The sequence below is a fragment of the Caballeronia sp. M1242 genome (assembly GCF_017220215.1).
In the GTDB taxonomy this organism is placed as follows: Bacteria; Pseudomonadota; Gammaproteobacteria; order Burkholderiales; family Burkholderiaceae; genus Caballeronia.
In genome coordinates, this window is record NZ_CP071132.1 from 557414 (window position 1) to 574876 (window position 17463).

Consider the following 17463-nt stretch of genomic DNA (forward strand, 5'->3'; position numbering starts at 1 on the left):
GCGGTCGACGCTCTTGCTACTCAGTGATTCGACACGCGTTCCGACCTTTCACTCCCGCTGGAGGCAAACAATGAAGGCGCTGATTTGGCAAGGCAAGAAAGACATCCGCTACGAGACAGTCCCGGACCCGGTCATCGAGCACCCGCGCGATGCCATCATCAAGGTATCGACGTGCGCAATCTGCGGTTCGGACCTGCATCTCTTCGACGGCTTCATGCCTGGCATGGAATCCGGCGACATCATGGGCCACGAGTTCATGGGTGAAGTGGTCGAAGTCGGCTCGGGCAACAGCGCGCTCAAAAAGGGCGATCGCATCGTCGTGCCGTTCACGATCGTTTGCGGCGAGTGCGATCAGTGCAAGCGCGGCAATTTTTCGGTGTGCGAACGCAGCAATCGCAACAAGGATGTCGCGGACAAAGTGTTCGGCCACACGACAGCGGGCCTCTTCGGTTACACGCACCTGACGGGCGGCTATCCCGGCGGACAAGCCGAATACGTGCGCGTGCCGTTTGCGGACAAGACGCACGTCAAGATTCCGGACGGCCTGACCGACGAGCAAGTGCTCTTTCTCGGCGACATCTTCCCGACCGGCTGGCAGGCCGCCGTGCAATGCGATATCGAGCCGACGGACACGGTCGCGATCTGGGGCGCGGGCCCGGTCGGCCAGATGGCGATTCGCAGCGCGGTGCTGCTCGGCGCAAAGCAGGTGATCGCGATCGACTATATTCCCGAGCGCCTCGCGATGGCGCGCGCGGGCGGCGCGACCGTCATCAATTTCAAGGAAGAAAGCGTGCTGGAACGTCTGGGCGAACTCACGCAGGGCAAGGGTCCGGAGAAGTGCATCGACGCAGTGGGCATGGAATCGCACGCGACGCGTTCCGTCGATGCCATGTACGACCGCGCGAAGCAGGCCGTGATGCTGGAGACGGACCGCCCGCACGTGCTGCGCGAGATGATCTACGTGTGCCGTCCGGCGGGCACGCTGTCGGTGCCGGGCGTATACGGGGGACTCATCGACAAGATTCCGTTCGGCGCCGCGATGAACAAGGGACTGACGTGGCGCATGGGGCAGACGCACGTGAACCGCTGGACGGACGACTTGCTCAAGCGCATACAGGACGGACAGATCGACCCGTCGTTCGTCATCACGCACACGGTGTCGCTCGCGGACGGCCCGGGCATGTACAAGACGTTCCGCGACAAGGAAGACGGCTGCATCAAGGTCGTGCTGAAGCCGTGAGCGCGTGATGCGTTGCGCGCGCGTCAGCGGCTGCGAGCGATTCGTCTGCTTACCGTGCGCTTTCGCACATTCACGCCGGACGCAGGCTGGCGGGCCGGACCGCCGCCGATATATAGTCGGCGGCCCAGCAACGGACAGCATCGGAGGCGGCGTGACACACGCTGACAATGCGCGGCGCGGCTCGCCTGCCCGCCGCGTCGAGAGTTCGGCCATGCGCATTCGCGGCGCATGACGCGTCTTTTCCCGCCGATGCGCGCGTTGGCCGTCGCGGTGGCGGCGCTGTGCGCGCATATCGGCGATGCCGCCGCGCAGGCTTATCGCGATGTCGCGCCGATCGCGCCGCCCGCCGCCGAGCGCCCGCGCGCGCCACAGCCGCCGCAGCAGCCGGCCGACGAGTCGCATGCCGTCGCGATCGAAGACTTGCGCGGCATTGCGTTCGCGCGCGCAGGCGAGGCCGCATCGGGCCATCGCCGATCCGCCGCGCAGTCCGCCGCGCAGGGCGCGATCACGTCCACGGACCTTCCGCTCGTCGACGCCGCCTTTCTCGACACCTTCGCCGCCGATCTCGGCAAGCCGCTTACCTTCGCGCGTCTCGCGCAGATCCGCCGCGCGGTCGTGCAGCGATATCGCGACGCGGGACAGCCGCTCGTCGATGTCTACGTGCCCGAGCAGGACGTGAGCGACGGCGTGGTGACCGTCGCGGTCGCCGAGTTCCGCGCGGGGCGCGTGATGGCGAAGGGCAACCGCTATTTCTCCGATGCGCTGCTCACGCGCGAGATGCCGCTTGCGAGCGGCGAGCCGATCCACGAAGCCGATGTGGCAGCGGGACTCGCGCTGCTCAACGCGAATCCGTATCGCCGCGTCGACGTGATCTATGCGCCGGGCGAGGCGCAGAACACGACCGACGTCGTGTTGCAAACGGAAGACCGCCTGCCACTGCGCCTCTACGGCGGCTACAACAACGACGGTGTGCGCGATCTGGGACGCGACCGGTTTCTCGCGGGCTTCGACTACGGCAACCTGTTCGGCATCGACGCGCGCATCGGCTATCAGGCGACGGCCAGCAACGACCTCTTTTCGGGCAATCCGGACATCGAAGGACGGCCCGACCGCGCGCGCTTCATTGCGCACTCATTCAACTTCTTCGCGCCGCTGCCGTGGCTCGATCGCATCGAACTGTTCGGCGTATTCGCGCAAAGCACGCCGCGCCTGCCAGACAGTTACGGACAGACCGGCATTAGTTCGCAGTTGAGCTTTCGCTACGACCGCCTGCTTCCGCCGCTCGACAACGCGGGCGCGTGGCAGCAGCAGATTCAGTTCGGCTATGACTTCAAGCGCTCGAACAACGACCTCGAATTCGGCGGCTTTCAGGTGTTCAACGCGAACACGCATATCCACCAGTTCGTGCTTGCCTACGATCTCACGAACAGCGACCCGGCGGGCGGCACGCATCTGAACGCGTCGCTCTTTGCGAGTCCCGGCCGTCTCGACAGCAGCAACAACGAAGCCGCCTTCGATGCCGCGCGGCTCGGCGCGACGCCGCGTTATCAGTACGTGCAACTGTCGGGACAGCATGAGTCGGCGCTGGGGGCGTCGGGATTTTCGGTGTCCGCGCGAGGGCTATTTCAGTGGACCGGCAACACGCTTTTGCCGAGCGAAGAACTCGGGCTAGGCGGCGATGCGACCGTGCGCGGCTACGAGCCGTATGCGGCGCAAGGCGATCGCGGCTGGAACGTACAGACGGAAATGCGCGCGCCCGCGTTCACGCTGGGCGTCGCGGCGTTGCAGCCGTTCGTCTTCTTCGATGCCGGACACGTGTGGAACCGCATTCCCGAAGCGGGCGAGGTCAACAACGCATCGCTCGCGAGCGTCGGCGCGGGCATTCGCTCTCAGATGGGGCGTTTCGTCAGCGTGCGAGGAACGTTCGGGTTCCCGCTGAAAGCGGTGGTGCCGAACGGATCGAAGGCGCCGCTCGGCGAAGTGTTCGTCGTGATCGGAAGTTGATCGGAAATTGAAGGGCGGGCGGCTGCCCGCCCCTCGCGCTTCGTGCTAGACGCCTCAGGGGCGCGCCTGCTGCCAGCTGAGGACCGGGTGCGTCGCGTCTGCAGGCAGCGTCCACGCGCCGCCCGCGTTGAAGTTCCACGACGCGAAGTTGCCCGGCACGCGCATTTGCGCGCTCGAGAGTCCGTTCGCGTCGCCCGGCGCGGTGCCGTTGTTCGCGCCCACGGCATTCGTGAACGTCGTCGTGTCGCGGTTCCAGTAGACGTTGTTGATCACGCCTTCGTTCATCGCCGCGATGCCGCCGTACACGGCAAACGGAGGTCCGCCGCCGCCGACCTGACCGACCGCGAACGATTCGTTGATGACGCCCGTGCTGCCGTTGTCGTAGACCAGTCCGCCGTCGCCGGTCTGGCCGCCCGTGCTGCCGGTCGCGTAGGACTGCGTGATCGTGCCGGTATTGAACGCGACGAGCCCGCCCACCGATGCATGCGAGCCGCCGCTGACGTCGCCGGTCGCATACGACTGCGCGATGGTCCCGGTATTCACGCCCACGAGGCCGCCGGACGGGCCCTGATAGCCGACCGTCGCGCTGCTCGACGAACGCTCGATGCGGCCGTTGTTCGCGCCGACGAGCCCGCCGTTTCCTCCGCCGCCGAAGCCGCCGTACGACACGTCGCCCGAGGTCGAGGCATACGTGATCAGGCCGTTGTTCTGCGCGGCGAGCAGACCGTAGGTTCCGGGCGCGCCGCCGCCGACGCTGGCGTTCGTCAGCTTGATGTCGCGCACGACGCCGCTCGCGCCGATCACCCCGAACATGCCGACGTATCCCGACGACGAAGAATCACTGGACGCGAGCCGGTCGATGGTGTGGCCGAAGCCGTCGAACTGGCCGGTGAACGGCGTGTCGGGCGTCGCGCCGATCGGCGTAAAGAAGTTGGGATACGCGGTCGCGCTCGCGTCGATGTCCTTGCCGAGCGCATAGTTGCCCGCGAGGTTCTCCGAGACGCGGCCGAGATCGGCGAGCGTGTTGACGAGCTTGTACGCTGTGATCTGCGTGACGACGCCGCTATACGGCGCGGCCGTCCAGCCGGCGTGCGTGAGCAGCGTGCCGGGCGCGTAGCTGCCGTTCATGTCGTAGAGCGCGCTCACAATGCCCGTGCTGCCCGACCAGTCGATCTTGCCGCGATTGATCACGCTGCCGCCATTGTCGACGCCTTTCGCATCGGCGCGCAGGGTGAGATTGCCGCCGCCCGTGTTCGCGATAGTTGATGTCTGCGCTACCGTGACGCCATGCCCTGCGCCGAGCGTCAACGACGCGTTGCCGTTCCATTGCACGTTGCCGTTCACGGTCAGATCGCCGCCGGACTGCGCATTCACGGACGTGCCGTTTGCGAGGCTGCGCGACAACGCGTTCCCGGTGGCGCTGTCGATGGCGAGCGTCGGCGACGAGAGCGACCACTCGCCAGCGACAACGTTTGCGTTCGCGACGTCGAGCGTGGCCGCGCGGGTTTCGACCGTGCCGCCGCTGCCGTTCGCATTCGTCGCGGCGAGGGTTCCCGCCGCATGCACCGCGCCCTGGTCGGCGACGAGCCACACGTGGCCGTCGCGCTTCGCGGTGCCGGTCGCGCGGATCGCCGCGTTGTTGCCCGCGAGCGCGTAGACGTTGCCGTCGGCGGCCTGAAGGCTCGCTTGCGCCGCGTGGATCACGCCCGCGTTCGCGACCGTGCCGTGGCTGCCCGTCTGCACGAAAATCTGCTGGCCGCTCGACGAATCGTGCAGCAGCACTTGCGCGCCCGCCGCCAGTTCGGCGCTGCCCTTGGGCGCGTCGATGGAGCCGGCGTTCACTGCGGCCGTGCGCGAGACGAGGAAGACATCGCCGCCGCTCGATCCGATCTTGCCGAGATTCACGACGACGCCGCGGCCGTCGCCGGAAAAGGTGAGATCGCCGCCCTTCATGAAGGCCGCATCGCTCACGTTCAGCGACGACGCGACGAAGCGCCCGCCCGTCGCGATTACGCCGCCCGGCCCGATCACCACGCCTTGCGGGTTGATGAGATACACGCTGCCGCTCGCGGTGAGCTGGCCGAGAATGGTGGACGGATCGCCGCCCGTCACGCGATTGAGCGTCGCGCCGTTGCCGTTGTTGAACGTGACCTGCCGGCCGCTGCCAATGGAAAAGCTCTTCCAGTCGATCACGCCGCGCGGCGAAGTCTGGTCGATCACGAGCGACCGGCCGCCGCCGGTGATCGAGCCGCTGCCCACGGCGAACTGGCCGCCGCTCGGAAGCGGGGGCGCGGCGTGCGCGCAGTGAAGACCGACGATAAGCGGCACGATGGCCGAAAGCGGCCGAAGCCGCGAGGCGCGACTGAAAGAACCGATGCTGCGCTGCATACACCCTCCGGGCTGTGTCGATTTGTTTTGTCGTCTTTTGGCCGCTGACGGTGTAGCCGCGCCGTCATCGGCTAGCGAGAGGGCGAACATCGATGTGCGAGCAGGCGGCACGAATTTAGCAACGCGCCCGAGCGCCGAAGTGTGTGCTACCGCACATTCGCGCCGCAGAAAAAAACCGCGCGGCCGAAGGCTTGCTGCAAGGCGCGGGCAACCGGCTTGTCAAGTGAAATAAGCGTGGGAAGAAGGGCGTTCTGTCGGACGAATACAACGCCGCGCGCGGGGGGTGCGCGACCTTAGCGCGAGGGCCGCCGCCGGTCCGTCAGTTGGACGACGCAGGCGTGGAAAATGCGCTGAACGAGTTCGCTCTCGTAGTCGAGATCGTCGCCTTCGATGATCTTTTCGATAGCGCTGCGTCCGGCTTCGGTATCGAGCAGCGGACAGAAGCGCGACGCGAGCGCCTGCGCGGTGACGGAGAGCTTCGCGGTCTCAATCCAGTCGGCGGCGCGGTTGTGATTGTCCAGCCAGCGATGCGCCGCGCGCACCTGAAACGACGGTTCGGGCCACGCGCCTTCGAGATAGTACGCGCCGAGAAAGCCGCATGTGAGCCAGCAGAGAAGATGCACCCGGTCGTCGGGTCCGAGCGGATAGCGGACTTGACTCATGATCGCACCACATGACGCGGCGACGCGCGACGGCTTGAAGATAGCACGCCGCGACGTTCGCGCGGGGCCTCAGTCCTCTTCGAACAAGTCCCTATATTGATGCGGCTGCGAGCGCAGATACTGCTTTGGCGCGCGCACGTGCGCGCCCAGTTGCGCCGCCGCGTGCCACGGCCAGCGCGGGTCGTAGAGCGCGGTGCGGGCGAGCGCGATCATGTCCGCGTCGCCCGTTCCGATGATGCTCTCCGCCTGCTCGATGCCGGTGATGAGCCCGACCGCGACGACCGGCATCTTCACCGCGCCCTTGACCGCGCGCGCAAGCGGCACCTGATAGCTGGGACCGACGGGAATCTTTTGCGCCGGGTGCAGGCCGCCGCTCGACACGTGGATCGAATCGCAGCCGCGCGCCTCCAGTGCGCGCGCGAAGGCGATGGTCTGTTCGATATCCCAGCCGCCTTCCACCCAGTCCGTGCCGGACACGCGAACCGTCACCGGCCGGTCCTCGGGGAAGGCGCCGCGCACGGCGTCGAAGACTTCGAGCGGAAAGCGCATGCGGTTTTCGAGCGAGCCGCCATATTCGTCGTCGCGCCGGTTCGAAAGCGGCGACAGAAACTGATGCAGCAGATAACCGTGCGCCGCGTGAATCTGAATGAGGTCGATGCCGAGTCGCGCGGCGCGTTTCGCCGAAGCGGCGAAGGCATCGCGGATGCGCTCGAGCCCCGCGCGATCCAGCGCGACGGGCGGCGTTTCGCTCTCTTCGAACGGCACGGACGAAGGCGCTTCGGTCTGCCAGCCATGCGCGTCGTCGGGCGGGAGCTGCGCGCCGCCTTCCCACGGCACTTCCGTCGATGCCTTGCGGCCCGCGTGGCTCAACTGGATGGCGATCGGCATGTCGGACCAGCGGCGAATGCCCTTCAGCGTGCGTTCGAGGGCGGCTTCGGTTTCGTCATTCCATAGGCCGACATCGGCCCACGTGATGCGGCCTTCGGGCAGCACGGCGGTCGCCTCGATAGTGAGCAGCGCCGCGCCCGACAACGCGAGCTGGCCGAGATGGATCAGATGCCATTCGTTCATGCAGCCGTCTTCGGCCGAGTACTGGCACATCGGTGCAATGACGATGCGGTTCGCCAGTTCGAGGTTGCGCACGCGCGTGGGAGTGAACAGAGCGGCTTGTGGCATAGGGAGTCTCCGGAATGACAGGTGGTCGGAGAGGGCAGCAATCAATATTCCGGCATGCGGGTGCCATGCGCGCCAACTGCATATCATTGCATGCTGAATGAAGGCCATCTCATAAGCGTTTGTTAAGGAACCGTTCCGGAAAATGCAGGTTGGCCCGCCCGGCGGGCGCCCCACAAAAACAACCTGAGAGGTCGCCGCCATGCCGCATTCCTTCGCCCTTCGACTGAGCCTTTGTGCATGATGCAGGGCGTCTGCACGTCGTTCCCGCTGAAACTGGCCAATGACGCCGCGTGGCGTTATCACGACCTCGCGAAATCGCGCGCCGTTGACCGGCCGCCCGCGAGCGGCGAGTTGTGCGTCTGGCTTGTCACGAGCGAATTCCGCTTCGCGTCGGCGTCGAATGTCGGGAGTTGGCTGAGTGTCGCGGAGCGCAGGCGCGCGCGGCTGCATCCGCATTCGGCCATCGGGCGGCGTTTCGGCGTGGCCCGCGCGACGCTGCGGCTCGTCGTCTCGCAGATGTTCGATTGCCGTCCGCAAGAAGTTCAGGTCGAGGACGGCCCGGACGAGCGCATCATCGCCACCGACCCGCGCGGCAAGCGCAGCGTTCACGTCGATGTCGCGTATTCGGGCATCTGGATCGTGATCGCGCTGGGCGCGGCGAGCGTCGGGGTCGGCCTCGCGGTCGATGCGCTCGCGGATGCAGCGCGCATCGCGAAGACGCGCGCCGAACGCGGGGAGAGCGGCGCGGATGCATCGTGGCATGGAGTGGTGCTGCCGATGCCCGGCGAGATCCGCGGCGTCGTGGCGGTCGGCGGCGCGGTGACGGATGTGCAGGCGTTCGGCTGGGATAAGCCGGCCGAAGCCGATGCGGCGAAGCCGGCGCAGTGAGGGCGCGAATGGCGCTAGTCGCGGTCCTCGCTCGATCGTTCGCACATCGAATTAAAGTGCGGTGTCTTCGAATCTCGCCAAAAAAGCCAAGCATTCCTAACGAACGCCCCATTATTGGGGTCGCGGCATGACACGACGCCATCCAACATTCCGATGGCCGCCGAAACATCAGTCGAATGAGCAACGCGAACGAGCTTTCACATCGGAAGAAACACCTTAGGCATAATACTCGTCACCCGAGGATACTGAGCGCGCTTGCCTATGACACGCCCCGCCCTGGAATGCCGCCGCCTTCACAAAACCTATGGTCCCGGCAGAACCATTCTTGCAGGGCTGGACTTCACGCTCGGCGCGAGCGAATTCATCGCGATCATGGGCGACTCGGGCGTGGGGAAATCCACGCTGCTCAATCTGATCGCGGGCCTCGACGCCCCCGACAGCGGCGAGATTCTGATCGACGGCGTGCCCATCTCCGCGATGAGCGACGAAGCCGCCACCAAAACGCGTCGCGAAAAGCTCGGCTTCGTGTTTCAGGCGTTCCACGTGTTGCCGCATCTCACGCTGGTGCAGAACGTCGCTGTGCCGCTGCTCCTGAACGGCCTGCCGACCACGCCCGCCCACGGCATGCTCGCCGCCGTCGGTCTCTTCAATCGTCAGAACGATCTGCCGCGCCAGCTTTCCGGCGGCGAACTTCAGCGCGTGGCCATCGCGCGGGCGCTGGTGCATCGCCCGCGGCTGATACTTGCGGACGAACCGACCGGCAATCTCGATCCGCAAACCGCGCACGAAATCCTCGGCCTCTTTCACGCTGAAACGAAAGCGACCGGCGCGGCCGTGATCATGGTCACGCATTCCGAAGCTGCCGCCGCATTCGCCGACCGTGTGCTGATCCTCGCCGACGGCACGCTGCACGAAGCCGCGTCCCTTGCGGCGTTCAACGAGTCGCGCGCGCGATGACGGCGCGTGCCGCCGGTCATCGCATGCTCGCGCGCTGGCTGCTGGGCGCTCAATGGCGCAGTCATCGCGGGCGGGCGCTCGTCGCCGTGCTGACGATCGCGCTCGGCGTCGGGCTCGGTTACGCGGTGCAACTCATCAACAGCGCGGCCTTCAACGAATTCTCCGCCGCCGCGCGCAGTCTGTCGGGGCAGGCGGACTTGCAGGTGCGCGGCGCGCAACAGTTCATCGATGAGCGCCTTTATCCGATGCTCGCCATGCGCCGGGGCGTCGTCGTGGCGAGCCCCGTGCTGGAACTCGATGTCGCGGTGCCGAAGCAGAGCGCGCCGCTCAAGGTGCTCGGCATCGACGTGTTTCGCGCAAAGCGCATCGCGCCCGATCTGACCGGCGTGCCGTCGCCGCAGACGCCGCTCGACGTCTTGTCGGACGACGCCATCTTTCTGTCGACCGCCGCGCAGCAATGGCTGAACACGCGCGTCGGCGCGGACGTCGATTTGCAGAACGGCACGTCGCCGGTGCGCTTGCGCGTGGCGGGCGGCATCGTGCGGGCGTTGCCGGGTCAGCGTATCGGCGTGATGGATATCGCCGCCGTGCAGTCGCGCTTCGGCGTGCAGGGGCGGCTCTCGCGCGTGGACCTGCAACTCGCCCGCGGGGTCGATCGCGAAGCGTTTCGCCGCGCGTTGCAGGACGAACTGGGCCCGCGCTTCGTCGTCGCGGAGACGCGCGACACCGAAAGCCGCACCGACAGGCTGTCGCGCGCCTACCGCATCAACATGAACGTGCTCGCGCTCGTTGCGCTTTTCACCGGCGCGTTCCTCGTCTTCTCGACGCAGGCGGCGGGCGTCGTGCGACGCCGCGCGCAGTTCGCGATGCTGCGCGTGCTCGGCATGACGCGCGGCCAGCTCGTGCGGCAGATCATGACCGAGGGCGCGTTGCTCGGCGTGGCGGGCGCGCTGTTGGGCATCGCGCTCGGCTTTGCGGTGGCCGGGCTCGCACTGCGCTTTTTCGGCAGCGATCTCGGCGGCGGCTACTTCCCGGGCGTGCAGCCGCGCGTGCATTTCGAGCCGGTCTCGACCGCGATCTTTCTCGCGCTCGGTTTGGGCGTCGCGCTCGCGGGCACGTTCGTTCCCGCGCTCGAAGCGGTTCGCGCGCGCCCTGCGCCGGCGCTGAAAGCGGGCAGCGAGGAAGCCGCGCTCTCGCCGCTTTCGACGCCGTGGCCCGCGCTCCTGTGCCTCGTCGCGGGCGCGGCGCTCACGCAGGCGCCGCCTATCGACGATGCGCCCATCGCGGGCTATCTCGCCGTCGCGCTTCTGTTGGTGGGCGGGATCGCGCTGATGCCGCGGCTCACGGCGATGGTCTTCGGCGCGGCGAGCGCGGCTTACGCGTGGCTGCGCCGCAACCATAGCCGCAGCGCGGTGGGCACGCTCGCGCTCGCGCGGCTTGCGAACGCGCCGGGCCAGGCGTCGATCGCCATGGGCGGCGTGCTGTCGAGCTTCACGCTGATCGTCGCAATGGCGATCATGGTGGCGAGCTTCCGGATATCGGTGGTTGACTGGCTGGAGCATCTGCTTTCCGCCGATGTCTATGCGCGGCTCGCATCCACCGGCGATACGGGCGGCCTCACGCCGCAGCAGCAGGCGCAGATCGCGGCCACGGGCGGCGTCGCGCGCGCGGCGTTCTCGCGCTCGTCGCAGGTGACGCTCGATGCCTCGAAACCGCCCGTCGCGGTGATCGCCCGCGAGATCAACGGCGCCGACCCCGGCGCGATGCTGCAAATGACCGGCGCGACGTTGCCGCCCGAAGCGTGGCGCGCCGACGAAACGCCGGTGTGGGCGTCCGAGGCGATGGCCGATCTGTACGGCTATCGCACTGGCCAGCGCGTGACACTGCCGCTCGGCGGCGCGGACGAACATTTCGTCGTGGCGGGCATCTGGCGCGACTATGTGCGGCAGACGGGCGCGCTGCAACTGCGGCTCGCGGACTATCGGCGGCTGACGGGCGACATGGGCGCGACCGAAGTGGCCATCACGCTGCGCCCCGGCGTGCGGGCAGGGCAGGTCATCGCGGCGCTGCAAAGCCTGCCGTTCGGCGACGCGCTGGAGTTCTCGCAGCCCGGCGACATCCGCTCGCGCACGCTGACGATCTTCGACCGCAGCTTCGCGGTGACGTACCTGCTCGAAGCGGTGGCGATCATCATCGGCTTGTTCGGCGTCGCGGCGACGTTCTCGGTCCAGACGCTCGCGCGCTCGCGCGAATTCGGCATGCTGCGCCATGTCGGCGTGACGCGAAAACAGATCCTCGCGCTGCTCGCCTCCGAAGGCGGCCTGCTGACGCTGCTCGGTATCGTCATGGGCTGCGTGCTCGGCTTCGCCATCAGCCTGATCCTCGTTTTCGTGGTCAATCCGCAATCGTTCCACTGGACCATGTCGCTGCATGTGCCGTGGACGATGCTCGTCGTCATCGGCGTGGTGATGCTCGTGTCTTCCTGCACGACGGCGGTGCTGGCGGGGCGGCGCGCCGTATCGGTCGATGCGGTGCGCGCCGTGCGGGAGGACTGGTGATGCGCTCGTTCAGCTCCTTCATCGCGATGCTTCTTGCGCTGGCCGCGTGCTTCTCGACGAGCGCGCTCGCCGCCGATGCGCCGTTCGCCGCGGTCGTGCCGGGCCGGGCGATCGACTGGCCGCAGGACAGCGGCGCGCATCCCGCGTACCGCACGGAGTGGTGGTATGCGACCGGCTGGCTGCAAACGCCGGACAAGAAGCCGCTCGGCTTCCAGATCACGTTCTTTCGCTCGAATACGGGCAAGGGCGGCGGCGGCGCGTTCGATCCGTCGCAGGTCATCGTCGCGCACGCCGCGCTCTCCGATCCGGCGTTCGGGCGGCTCGTGCACGATCAGGACATCGCGCGGCAGGGCTTTGGGCTCGCATATGCGGCGAACGGCAACACCGACGTCAAGCTCGACGCATGGCGCATGGTCCGCGAAGCCGATGGCCGCTACAGCGTGAGCGCGGATGCCGCCGGCTTCGCGCTGCATCTCACGTTCTCGCCGACGCAGCCGCCGATGATTCAGGGCGAGGGCGGCTATTCGCGCAAGGGGCCGTCGCCGGAAGAAGCGAGCTATTACTACAGCGAACCGCAGTTGCAGGTGACGGGAAGCGTCACGCGCCCCTCGGCGAAAGGCACGGGCGATACGGTCGATGTCAACGGCAGCGCGTGGCTGGATCACGAGTGGTCGAGCACCTTGCTACCCGCCGACGCCGCCGGCTGGGACTGGCTCGGCGCGAACCTCGACGACGGTTCCGCGCTGATGGCGTTCAAGGTCCGCAGCCGCGACGGCCGCGCGGTCTGGGCGCACGCCGCGCTGCGCGACCGCGATGGCCGCATGATGCAGTTCGGCCCTGGCGATGTCGAGTTCACGCCGGAACGCCAGTGGCGCTCGCCGCGCACGAACACGCGCTATCCGGTCGCGACGACGGTGCGCGTCGGCGCGATGCGCTGGCGTCTTGCGCCGCTCATCGACGATCAGGAACTCGACTCGCGCGAATCCACCGGCGCGGTGTATTGGGAAGGCGCCGTGACGGTGAAGGGCGAAGGTCAGGCGGAAGGCAAGGGCGGACGCGGCTATCTCGAACTCACGGGCTACGGCAAGGAGGCCGAAGCAGGCAAGCGGTGACCAAGCGGTGACGAAGCGGTGACCGAGCGGTGACCGAGCGGCCGCGAGCAAGAACCCCGAAATAGGCCGACAATATAGGGGTTTACGCAAATTCACCGCCTCGACTCATCATGTCCGATTTAGCCAGCCCTCTTCGCCGCCGCACCGAGATCAACCCGAAGCCGTTGACCGTCGCCGGCCTCCTCCTGCTCGCCGGTGTGCTCTATCTCGCGCAGACTGCCGGCGCGCGTCAGGCCGCGCTGTATGTGGTCGGCGCGCTGCTCGGCGTCGCGCTCTATCACGCCGCGTTCGGCTTCACGTCCGCGTGGCGCGTTTTCATTGCCGATGGCCGTGGCGCCGGCCTGCGCGCGCAAATGCTCATGTTGGCCGTGGGCGTCGCGTTGTTCTTTCCAGCGCTCGCCGCCGGGTCGCTTTTCGGCATGCCCGTGACCGGGCTGGTTTCGCCTGCGGGAACGTCGGTCATCGTGGGCGCGTTTCTGTTCGGTATCGGCATGCAACTGGGCGGCGGCTGCGCATCCGGCACGCTCTATACGGTCGGCGGCGGCAGCAGGCGCATGATCGTGACGCTTGCGGCGTTCATCGTCGGATCGGTGATCGCGACCGCGCATATGCCGTTCTGGACCGCGCTGCCTTCGTTGCAGCCCATCTCGCTCGTGAAGTCGCTGGGTCTTGCGCCCGCGCTCGCGGTGAACTGGATCGTGTTCGCGCTGATCGCCGCGCTGACGGTCGTCATCGAAAAGCGCCGGCACGGCAAGCTCGTCGCCGCACATGTGCAGCCCGCGCACACGTCGCCGTGGCTGCATGGTCCGTGGCCGCTTCTCGCCGGCGCGCTGGCGCTCGCGGTGCTCAACTTCGCGACGCTCGCGCTGTCGGGCCGGCCGTGGGGCGTCACGTCCGCGTTCGCGCTGTGGGGCGCGAAGGCGGCCTCCGCCATCGGCTTCGACGTCGCGAGCTGGCCGTACTGGATGAGCAAGCCGAACGCCGCGACGCTCGCCGCGCCGGTCTCGCACGATGTGACGTCCGTGATGGATATCGGCATCGTGCTCGGCGCGATGCTCGCCGCCGCGCTCGCGGGCCGCTACGCGCCGGTCTGGCGCGTGCCGATGCGCTCGCTGATCGCCGCCATCGTCGGCGGTCTGCTGCTCGGCTACGGCGCGCGGCTCGCGTACGGATGCAATATCGGCGCGTACTTCAGCGGCATCGTGTCGGGCAGCCTGCACGGCTGGCTGTGGCTCGTGGCGGCGTTCTTCGGCAACGTGCTCGGCACGCGCCTGCGCCCGCTCTTCGGGCTGGAAGTGGAACGCGTCAGGCCGACAGCCTGTTAAGAAGTCAACGCGCCGGCCACCGGTTCTCGAAGACGCATTCTTCGTGGGGCCGGCGCGTGGCCCAGCCCTCGGTTTCCAGCATCGGCGCGTCGTAGAACCGCTCGACGTGTCCGACGCAGAGAATCGCCGCGGGCCGCGCGCCTGCGGGCATCGCGAGCACGTCGGCGATCTCCTGCGGATCGAAAAGCGACACCCATCCCATGCCGATGCCTTCGGCGCGCGCCGCGAGCCACATGTTCTGAATGGCGCAGGCCACCGACGCGAGATCCATCTCGGGCAGCGTCCGGCGGCCGAACACATGGCGCTCGCGGCCGTCCATCAGCGCCATGACGAGCACCTCCGCGCAATCGCGCATGCCCTCCACCTTCAGTTTCATGAACGCATCGCGCCGCTCGCCGAGCGCATCGGCGGTCAGCAGCCGCTCGCGCTCGACCGCCGCGTGAAGTTGCGCGCGAATTCCGGGGCATGTAATCCGGACGATGCGCCAGGGCTGCATGAAGCCGACGCTCGGCGCATGCAACGCGGCGTCGATGAGCCGCTGCATCACGGCCGGCGCGACGGGATCGCTCACGAAATGGCGCATGTCGCGGCGCTCCTGAATGGCGCGATACACGGCGTTGCGTTCCGATTCGCTGAAGGTCTGGTTATCCATGATCTCGAAGAAATTGCAGTAGCGCCACTCTATCCGCATCGCGCGATGTCGCACAGGCCGCCACTCGCGAAAGCGTCGCGGTGCCTTCGCTCAGTACGCCTTGCATTTGCATAACGGTGCGGTAGCCCACCTTCGCGGCGAGGAAAATCAGCGAACATGCGCGAGGCTGTCCGGAACAGTCGCCTGACCGATATCAGTCTCGTGCCGAGCTGCGGGGCTGGGTCGACACATCGTCTGGAGATCGCCATGTTCAACGAACCGGTTCTGCGCCGCGGTGTACGCTGGATGCTGCTCGTCGTGATGTATTACGTGGTCGCGGCGGCATCGTACAACGGCTATTTCACGAAGTGGCAATTCCGCGATCAGACGCCGGAATTTGCGTTGCCCGCCATGCTCGATGGCACGATCGATCGTCCGTTCGTGTATCGCCAGTTATTGCCGATGCTGGCGAACGGCGTCGAACGCGCCATGCCGGAGAAGCTGAAGACGAAAGTCGACGCGCTTCTGATGGACGACAACCGCACGCATCATCCGATCACATGGTTTTACCCGAGCGCCGTCGATGCGCGTAATCCGCAATACGCGCTGCGCTATTACCTGATCTTCGGCATGTCGTTCACCGCGCTCTTTCTCGCGATGTTCGCGATGCGCGCGGTCTGCATGACCTTGCAGGCGGACAGAACCGCCAGCACGCTCGCGCCCATGGCGCTCGCCGCGATATTCCCGCTGATCTTGACCGACGGCGCCTATTTCTACGACTTCCCCGAACTGCTTTTCATGATGCTCGCGGTATGGCTTGCGGCGACCGGCCGAGCGTTATGGCTGATTCCGCTCACGGCCATCGCGACATTGAACAAGGAATCGTTTCTCTTCTTCACGCTCACGTTGTTTCCGTTTCTTCACGCGCGCCTTTCCTTGCGTCGCGCCGTGATCGTGCAGGCTGTGTTGCTCGCCATCGCGGCGGCGGTCAATCTGGCAATCAAGCTCAAATATGCGGGAAATAGCGGCGATGTCGCGCAGTTCCATCTATTCCATAATCTCGACTTTCTGATTCATCCGTTGAGCTATCTACGCTTCGAATACAACTATGGCGTCGTGATGTCGAAGGGCTTCAACGTCATCAACGTCGTGATTGCCGTTGTTCTGCTGCGCTCCGGCTGGAGCAAGCTGCCGCTCGTATTCCGGCGTCACGTATGGATCGCGCTCGTCGTGAACGTGCCGCTTTTCATCACGTTCGGATTCCACGATGAGTTGCGCAATCTGAGCATGCTGATCGTGGGTCTTCTCATGATTCTGTGCGTGAACATTGCGCTTGTGCTGGCTTACGAGCGCGCGGGTGCAATCGCGGCGGCGGATGCTCGAAGCGATGTACCCGACGCGCCCGCCGCGACGCCATTGCGCGACCGAAACGCCATGGCCCGTTCCGGCCGTTGATCCACCATAGCCGCGCATATTTGTCGGGAGACCGATTCATGCCATTCGATCACGGCGTCTTCACCGTTTCTCTCGACTTCGAGTTGTTATGGGGCGTGCGCGAAACACGCACTATCCAGAGTTACGGAGAAAACCTGCGCGGCGTGCGGCGCGCCATTCCCGAAATGCTGCGCGTGTTCGGCGCAAGCGGCATTCACGCGACGTGGGCGACGGTCGGTTTCCTGTTTCATCGCGATGTCGCGGAACTCAAGGCGAATCTGCCGGACGCGCGGCCCCGCTATACGCGGCCCGGCATATCGCCCTATGAGTACATCGAAGCGGCGCGCGAACTCGATCCGCTTTATCACTTCGCGCCGGAATTGATCGAGCGCATTGCGCGCCAGCCGGGACAGGCCATCGGCACGCATACCTACTCGCACTACTATTGCCTGGAAGAAGGGCAGGGCGTGTGCGAATTCGAAGCCGATCTCGCGCGCGCCGTGGAAGTGGCGCGGCGGACGGGCGTGTACGTGCGAAGCATCGTGTTTCCGCGCAACCAGTGCAACGACGCGTACCTCGCTTCGCTTACCCGCTTCGGTGTGCTGTGCTATCGCGGCACGCAACGGGGGCACGCCTATGCGGCGTCCGACAAGGCAGGGCAGAGCCGGCTCATGCGAGCGACGCGCCTGCTGGACGCCTACATCGACGTCTCCGGCCACAACACGTATGCGCTCGACGAGTGCTATCGCGCGATGCCGTTCAATTTCCCGGCCAGCAGTTTCCTGAGGCCCTACAAGCGCAAAACGGCGTGGCTAGACGGTCTTCGTCTGAAGCGAATCACCGACGCGATGACCTACGCGGCCATCAACAAGCGGCTCTATCACCTGTGGTGGCATCCGCACAACTTCGGGCGCGACACGGCGCAGAACATCGCGTTCCTGCAACGCATCGCGGACCACTACGCGCATCTGCGCGACAAGTACGGCTTCGTGTCGATGAACATGGAAGAACTGTGCGCGCTCGCCGCCCATCATCGGACGGACGAGCCCGAGTACAGCACCTCCGAAGCGGCGACCTGAGCCGCCGCT

General features: G+C 66.5%; 13 protein-coding genes. 9 read left to right on the forward strand and 4 right to left on the reverse strand.

Annotated elements, in window-relative coordinates; genetic code table 11:
• Nucleotides 1-70 precede the first annotated feature (70 nt).
• Nucleotides 71-1240 (forward strand): zinc-dependent alcohol dehydrogenase, encoded by a 1170-nt coding sequence (locus JYK05_RS26105; protein ID WP_206470712.1) that lies wholly within the window; start codon nt 71-73, stop codon nt 1238-1240.
• A gap of 249 nt (nt 1241-1489) precedes the next feature.
• Nucleotides 1490-3244, forward strand: a complete 1755-nt coding sequence (locus JYK05_RS26110; RefSeq protein ID WP_206470933.1) for a ShlB/FhaC/HecB family hemolysin secretion/activation protein — start codon at nt 1490-1492, stop codon at nt 3242-3244.
• 54 nt (nt 3245-3298) lie between these two features.
• Here JYK05_RS26110 and JYK05_RS26115 read toward each other — a convergent pair whose 3' ends face one another.
• The 3 genes from JYK05_RS26115 to JYK05_RS26125 form a co-directional block, all read right to left on the reverse strand.
• Complete coding sequence (locus tag JYK05_RS26115) at nt 3299-5632, reverse strand: filamentous hemagglutinin N-terminal domain-containing protein (protein WP_206470713.1); 2334 nt, start codon at nt 5630-5632, stop codon at nt 3299-3301.
• Nucleotides 5633-5925: 293 nt separating this feature from the next.
• Nucleotides 5926-6294 carry a hypothetical protein gene (locus JYK05_RS26120; RefSeq protein WP_206470714.1) on the reverse strand — a complete coding sequence of 123 codons (369 nt, stop codon included), beginning with the start codon at nt 6292-6294 and terminating at the stop codon, nt 5926-5928.
• Nucleotides 6295-6363: 69 nt separating this feature from the next.
• Nucleotides 6364-7470 carry an NADH:flavin oxidoreductase/NADH oxidase gene (locus JYK05_RS26125; protein WP_206470715.1) on the reverse strand — a complete coding sequence of 369 codons (1107 nt, stop codon included), beginning with the start codon at nt 7468-7470 and terminating at the stop codon, nt 6364-6366.
• Between the two features lie 237 nt (nt 7471-7707).
• Here JYK05_RS26125 and JYK05_RS26130 point away from each other — a divergent pair, with 237 nt between their 5' ends.
• From JYK05_RS26130 to JYK05_RS26150, 5 genes are all read left to right on the forward strand, one after another.
• Entirely contained in the window at nt 7708-8358 is a 651-nt protein-coding gene (locus tag JYK05_RS26130; protein WP_206470716.1) for a hypothetical protein, read from the forward strand.
• Between the two features lie 261 nt (nt 8359-8619).
• The gene (locus JYK05_RS26135; protein ID WP_175945713.1) at nt 8620-9315 is read left to right on the forward strand and encodes an ABC transporter ATP-binding protein; all 696 of its coding nucleotides are present in this window, start codon (nt 8620-8622) and stop codon (nt 9313-9315) included.
• Nucleotides 9312-11873: an FtsX-like permease family protein gene (locus tag JYK05_RS26140; protein ID WP_206470717.1), complete on the forward strand. Its 2562-nt coding sequence runs from the start codon at nt 9312-9314 to the stop codon at nt 11871-11873. The genes JYK05_RS26135 and JYK05_RS26140 overlap by 4 nt, the downstream gene beginning before the upstream one ends.
• The gene (locus JYK05_RS26145) at nt 11873-12985 is read left to right on the forward strand and encodes a lipocalin-like domain-containing protein (RefSeq protein WP_371826485.1); all 1113 of its coding nucleotides are present in this window, start codon (nt 11873-11875) and stop codon (nt 12983-12985) included. Before JYK05_RS26140 ends, JYK05_RS26145 begins: the two co-directional genes overlap by 1 nt.
• Nucleotides 12986-13095: 110 nt before the next feature.
• Nucleotides 13096-14310, forward strand: a complete 1215-nt coding sequence (locus JYK05_RS26150; RefSeq protein ID WP_206470718.1) for a YeeE/YedE family protein — start codon at nt 13096-13098, stop codon at nt 14308-14310.
• A 4-nt stretch (nt 14311-14314) separates the two neighbouring features.
• On the opposite strand, the gene bluB is transcribed toward JYK05_RS26150, so the two are convergent.
• Nucleotides 14315-14962, reverse strand: a complete 648-nt coding sequence (gene bluB / locus JYK05_RS26155) for a 5,6-dimethylbenzimidazole synthase (protein WP_206470719.1) — start codon at nt 14960-14962, stop codon at nt 14315-14317.
• A 246-nt stretch (nt 14963-15208) separates the two neighbouring features.
• Between bluB and JYK05_RS26160 the strand changes: the two genes are divergently transcribed.
• Together JYK05_RS26160 and JYK05_RS26165 are read left to right on the forward strand one after the other, a co-directional pair.
• The gene (locus JYK05_RS26160; RefSeq protein WP_206470720.1) at nt 15209-16396 is read left to right on the forward strand and encodes a hypothetical protein; all 1188 of its coding nucleotides are present in this window, start codon (nt 15209-15211) and stop codon (nt 16394-16396) included.
• A gap of 38 nt (nt 16397-16434) precedes the next feature.
• A complete protein-coding gene (locus JYK05_RS26165) occupies nt 16435-17454 on the forward strand; it encodes a polysaccharide deacetylase family protein (RefSeq protein ID WP_206470721.1) in 1020 nt (339 codons plus the stop codon).
• The last annotated feature ends 9 nt before the right edge of the window (nt 17455-17463 follow it).

Excerpts from the sequence above, each read along its gene's own strand:
- JYK05_RS26105 (WP_206470712.1), top strand. The coding sequence starts at position 71 with ATGAAGGCGCTGATTTGGCAAGGCAAGAAAGACATCCGCTACGAGACA.
- JYK05_RS26110 (WP_206470933.1), top strand. The coding sequence starts at position 1,490 with ATGCGCGCGTTGGCCGTCGCGGTGGCGGCGCTGTGCGCGCATATCGGC.
- JYK05_RS26115 (WP_206470713.1), bottom strand. The coding sequence starts at position 5,632 with ATGCAGCGCAGCATCGGTTCTTTCAGTCGCGCCTCGCGGCTTCGGCCG.
- JYK05_RS26120 (WP_206470714.1), bottom strand. The coding sequence starts at position 6,294 with ATGAGTCAAGTCCGCTATCCGCTCGGACCCGACGACCGGGTGCATCTT.
- JYK05_RS26125 (WP_206470715.1), bottom strand. The coding sequence starts at position 7,470 with ATGCCACAAGCCGCTCTGTTCACTCCCACGCGCGTGCGCAACCTCGAA.
- JYK05_RS26130 (WP_206470716.1), top strand. The coding sequence starts at position 7,708 with ATGATGCAGGGCGTCTGCACGTCGTTCCCGCTGAAACTGGCCAATGAC.
- JYK05_RS26135 (WP_175945713.1), top strand. The coding sequence starts at position 8,620 with ATGACACGCCCCGCCCTGGAATGCCGCCGCCTTCACAAAACCTATGGT.
- JYK05_RS26140 (WP_206470717.1), top strand. The coding sequence starts at position 9,312 with ATGACGGCGCGTGCCGCCGGTCATCGCATGCTCGCGCGCTGGCTGCTG.
- JYK05_RS26145 (WP_371826485.1), top strand. The coding sequence starts at position 11,873 with ATGCGCTCGTTCAGCTCCTTCATCGCGATGCTTCTTGCGCTGGCCGCG.
- JYK05_RS26150 (WP_206470718.1), top strand. The coding sequence starts at position 13,096 with ATGTCCGATTTAGCCAGCCCTCTTCGCCGCCGCACCGAGATCAACCCG.
- bluB (WP_206470719.1), bottom strand. The coding sequence starts at position 14,962 with ATGGATAACCAGACCTTCAGCGAATCGGAACGCAACGCCGTGTATCGC.
- JYK05_RS26160 (WP_206470720.1), top strand. The coding sequence starts at position 15,209 with ATGTTCAACGAACCGGTTCTGCGCCGCGGTGTACGCTGGATGCTGCTC.
- JYK05_RS26165 (WP_206470721.1), top strand. The coding sequence starts at position 16,435 with ATGCCATTCGATCACGGCGTCTTCACCGTTTCTCTCGACTTCGAGTTG.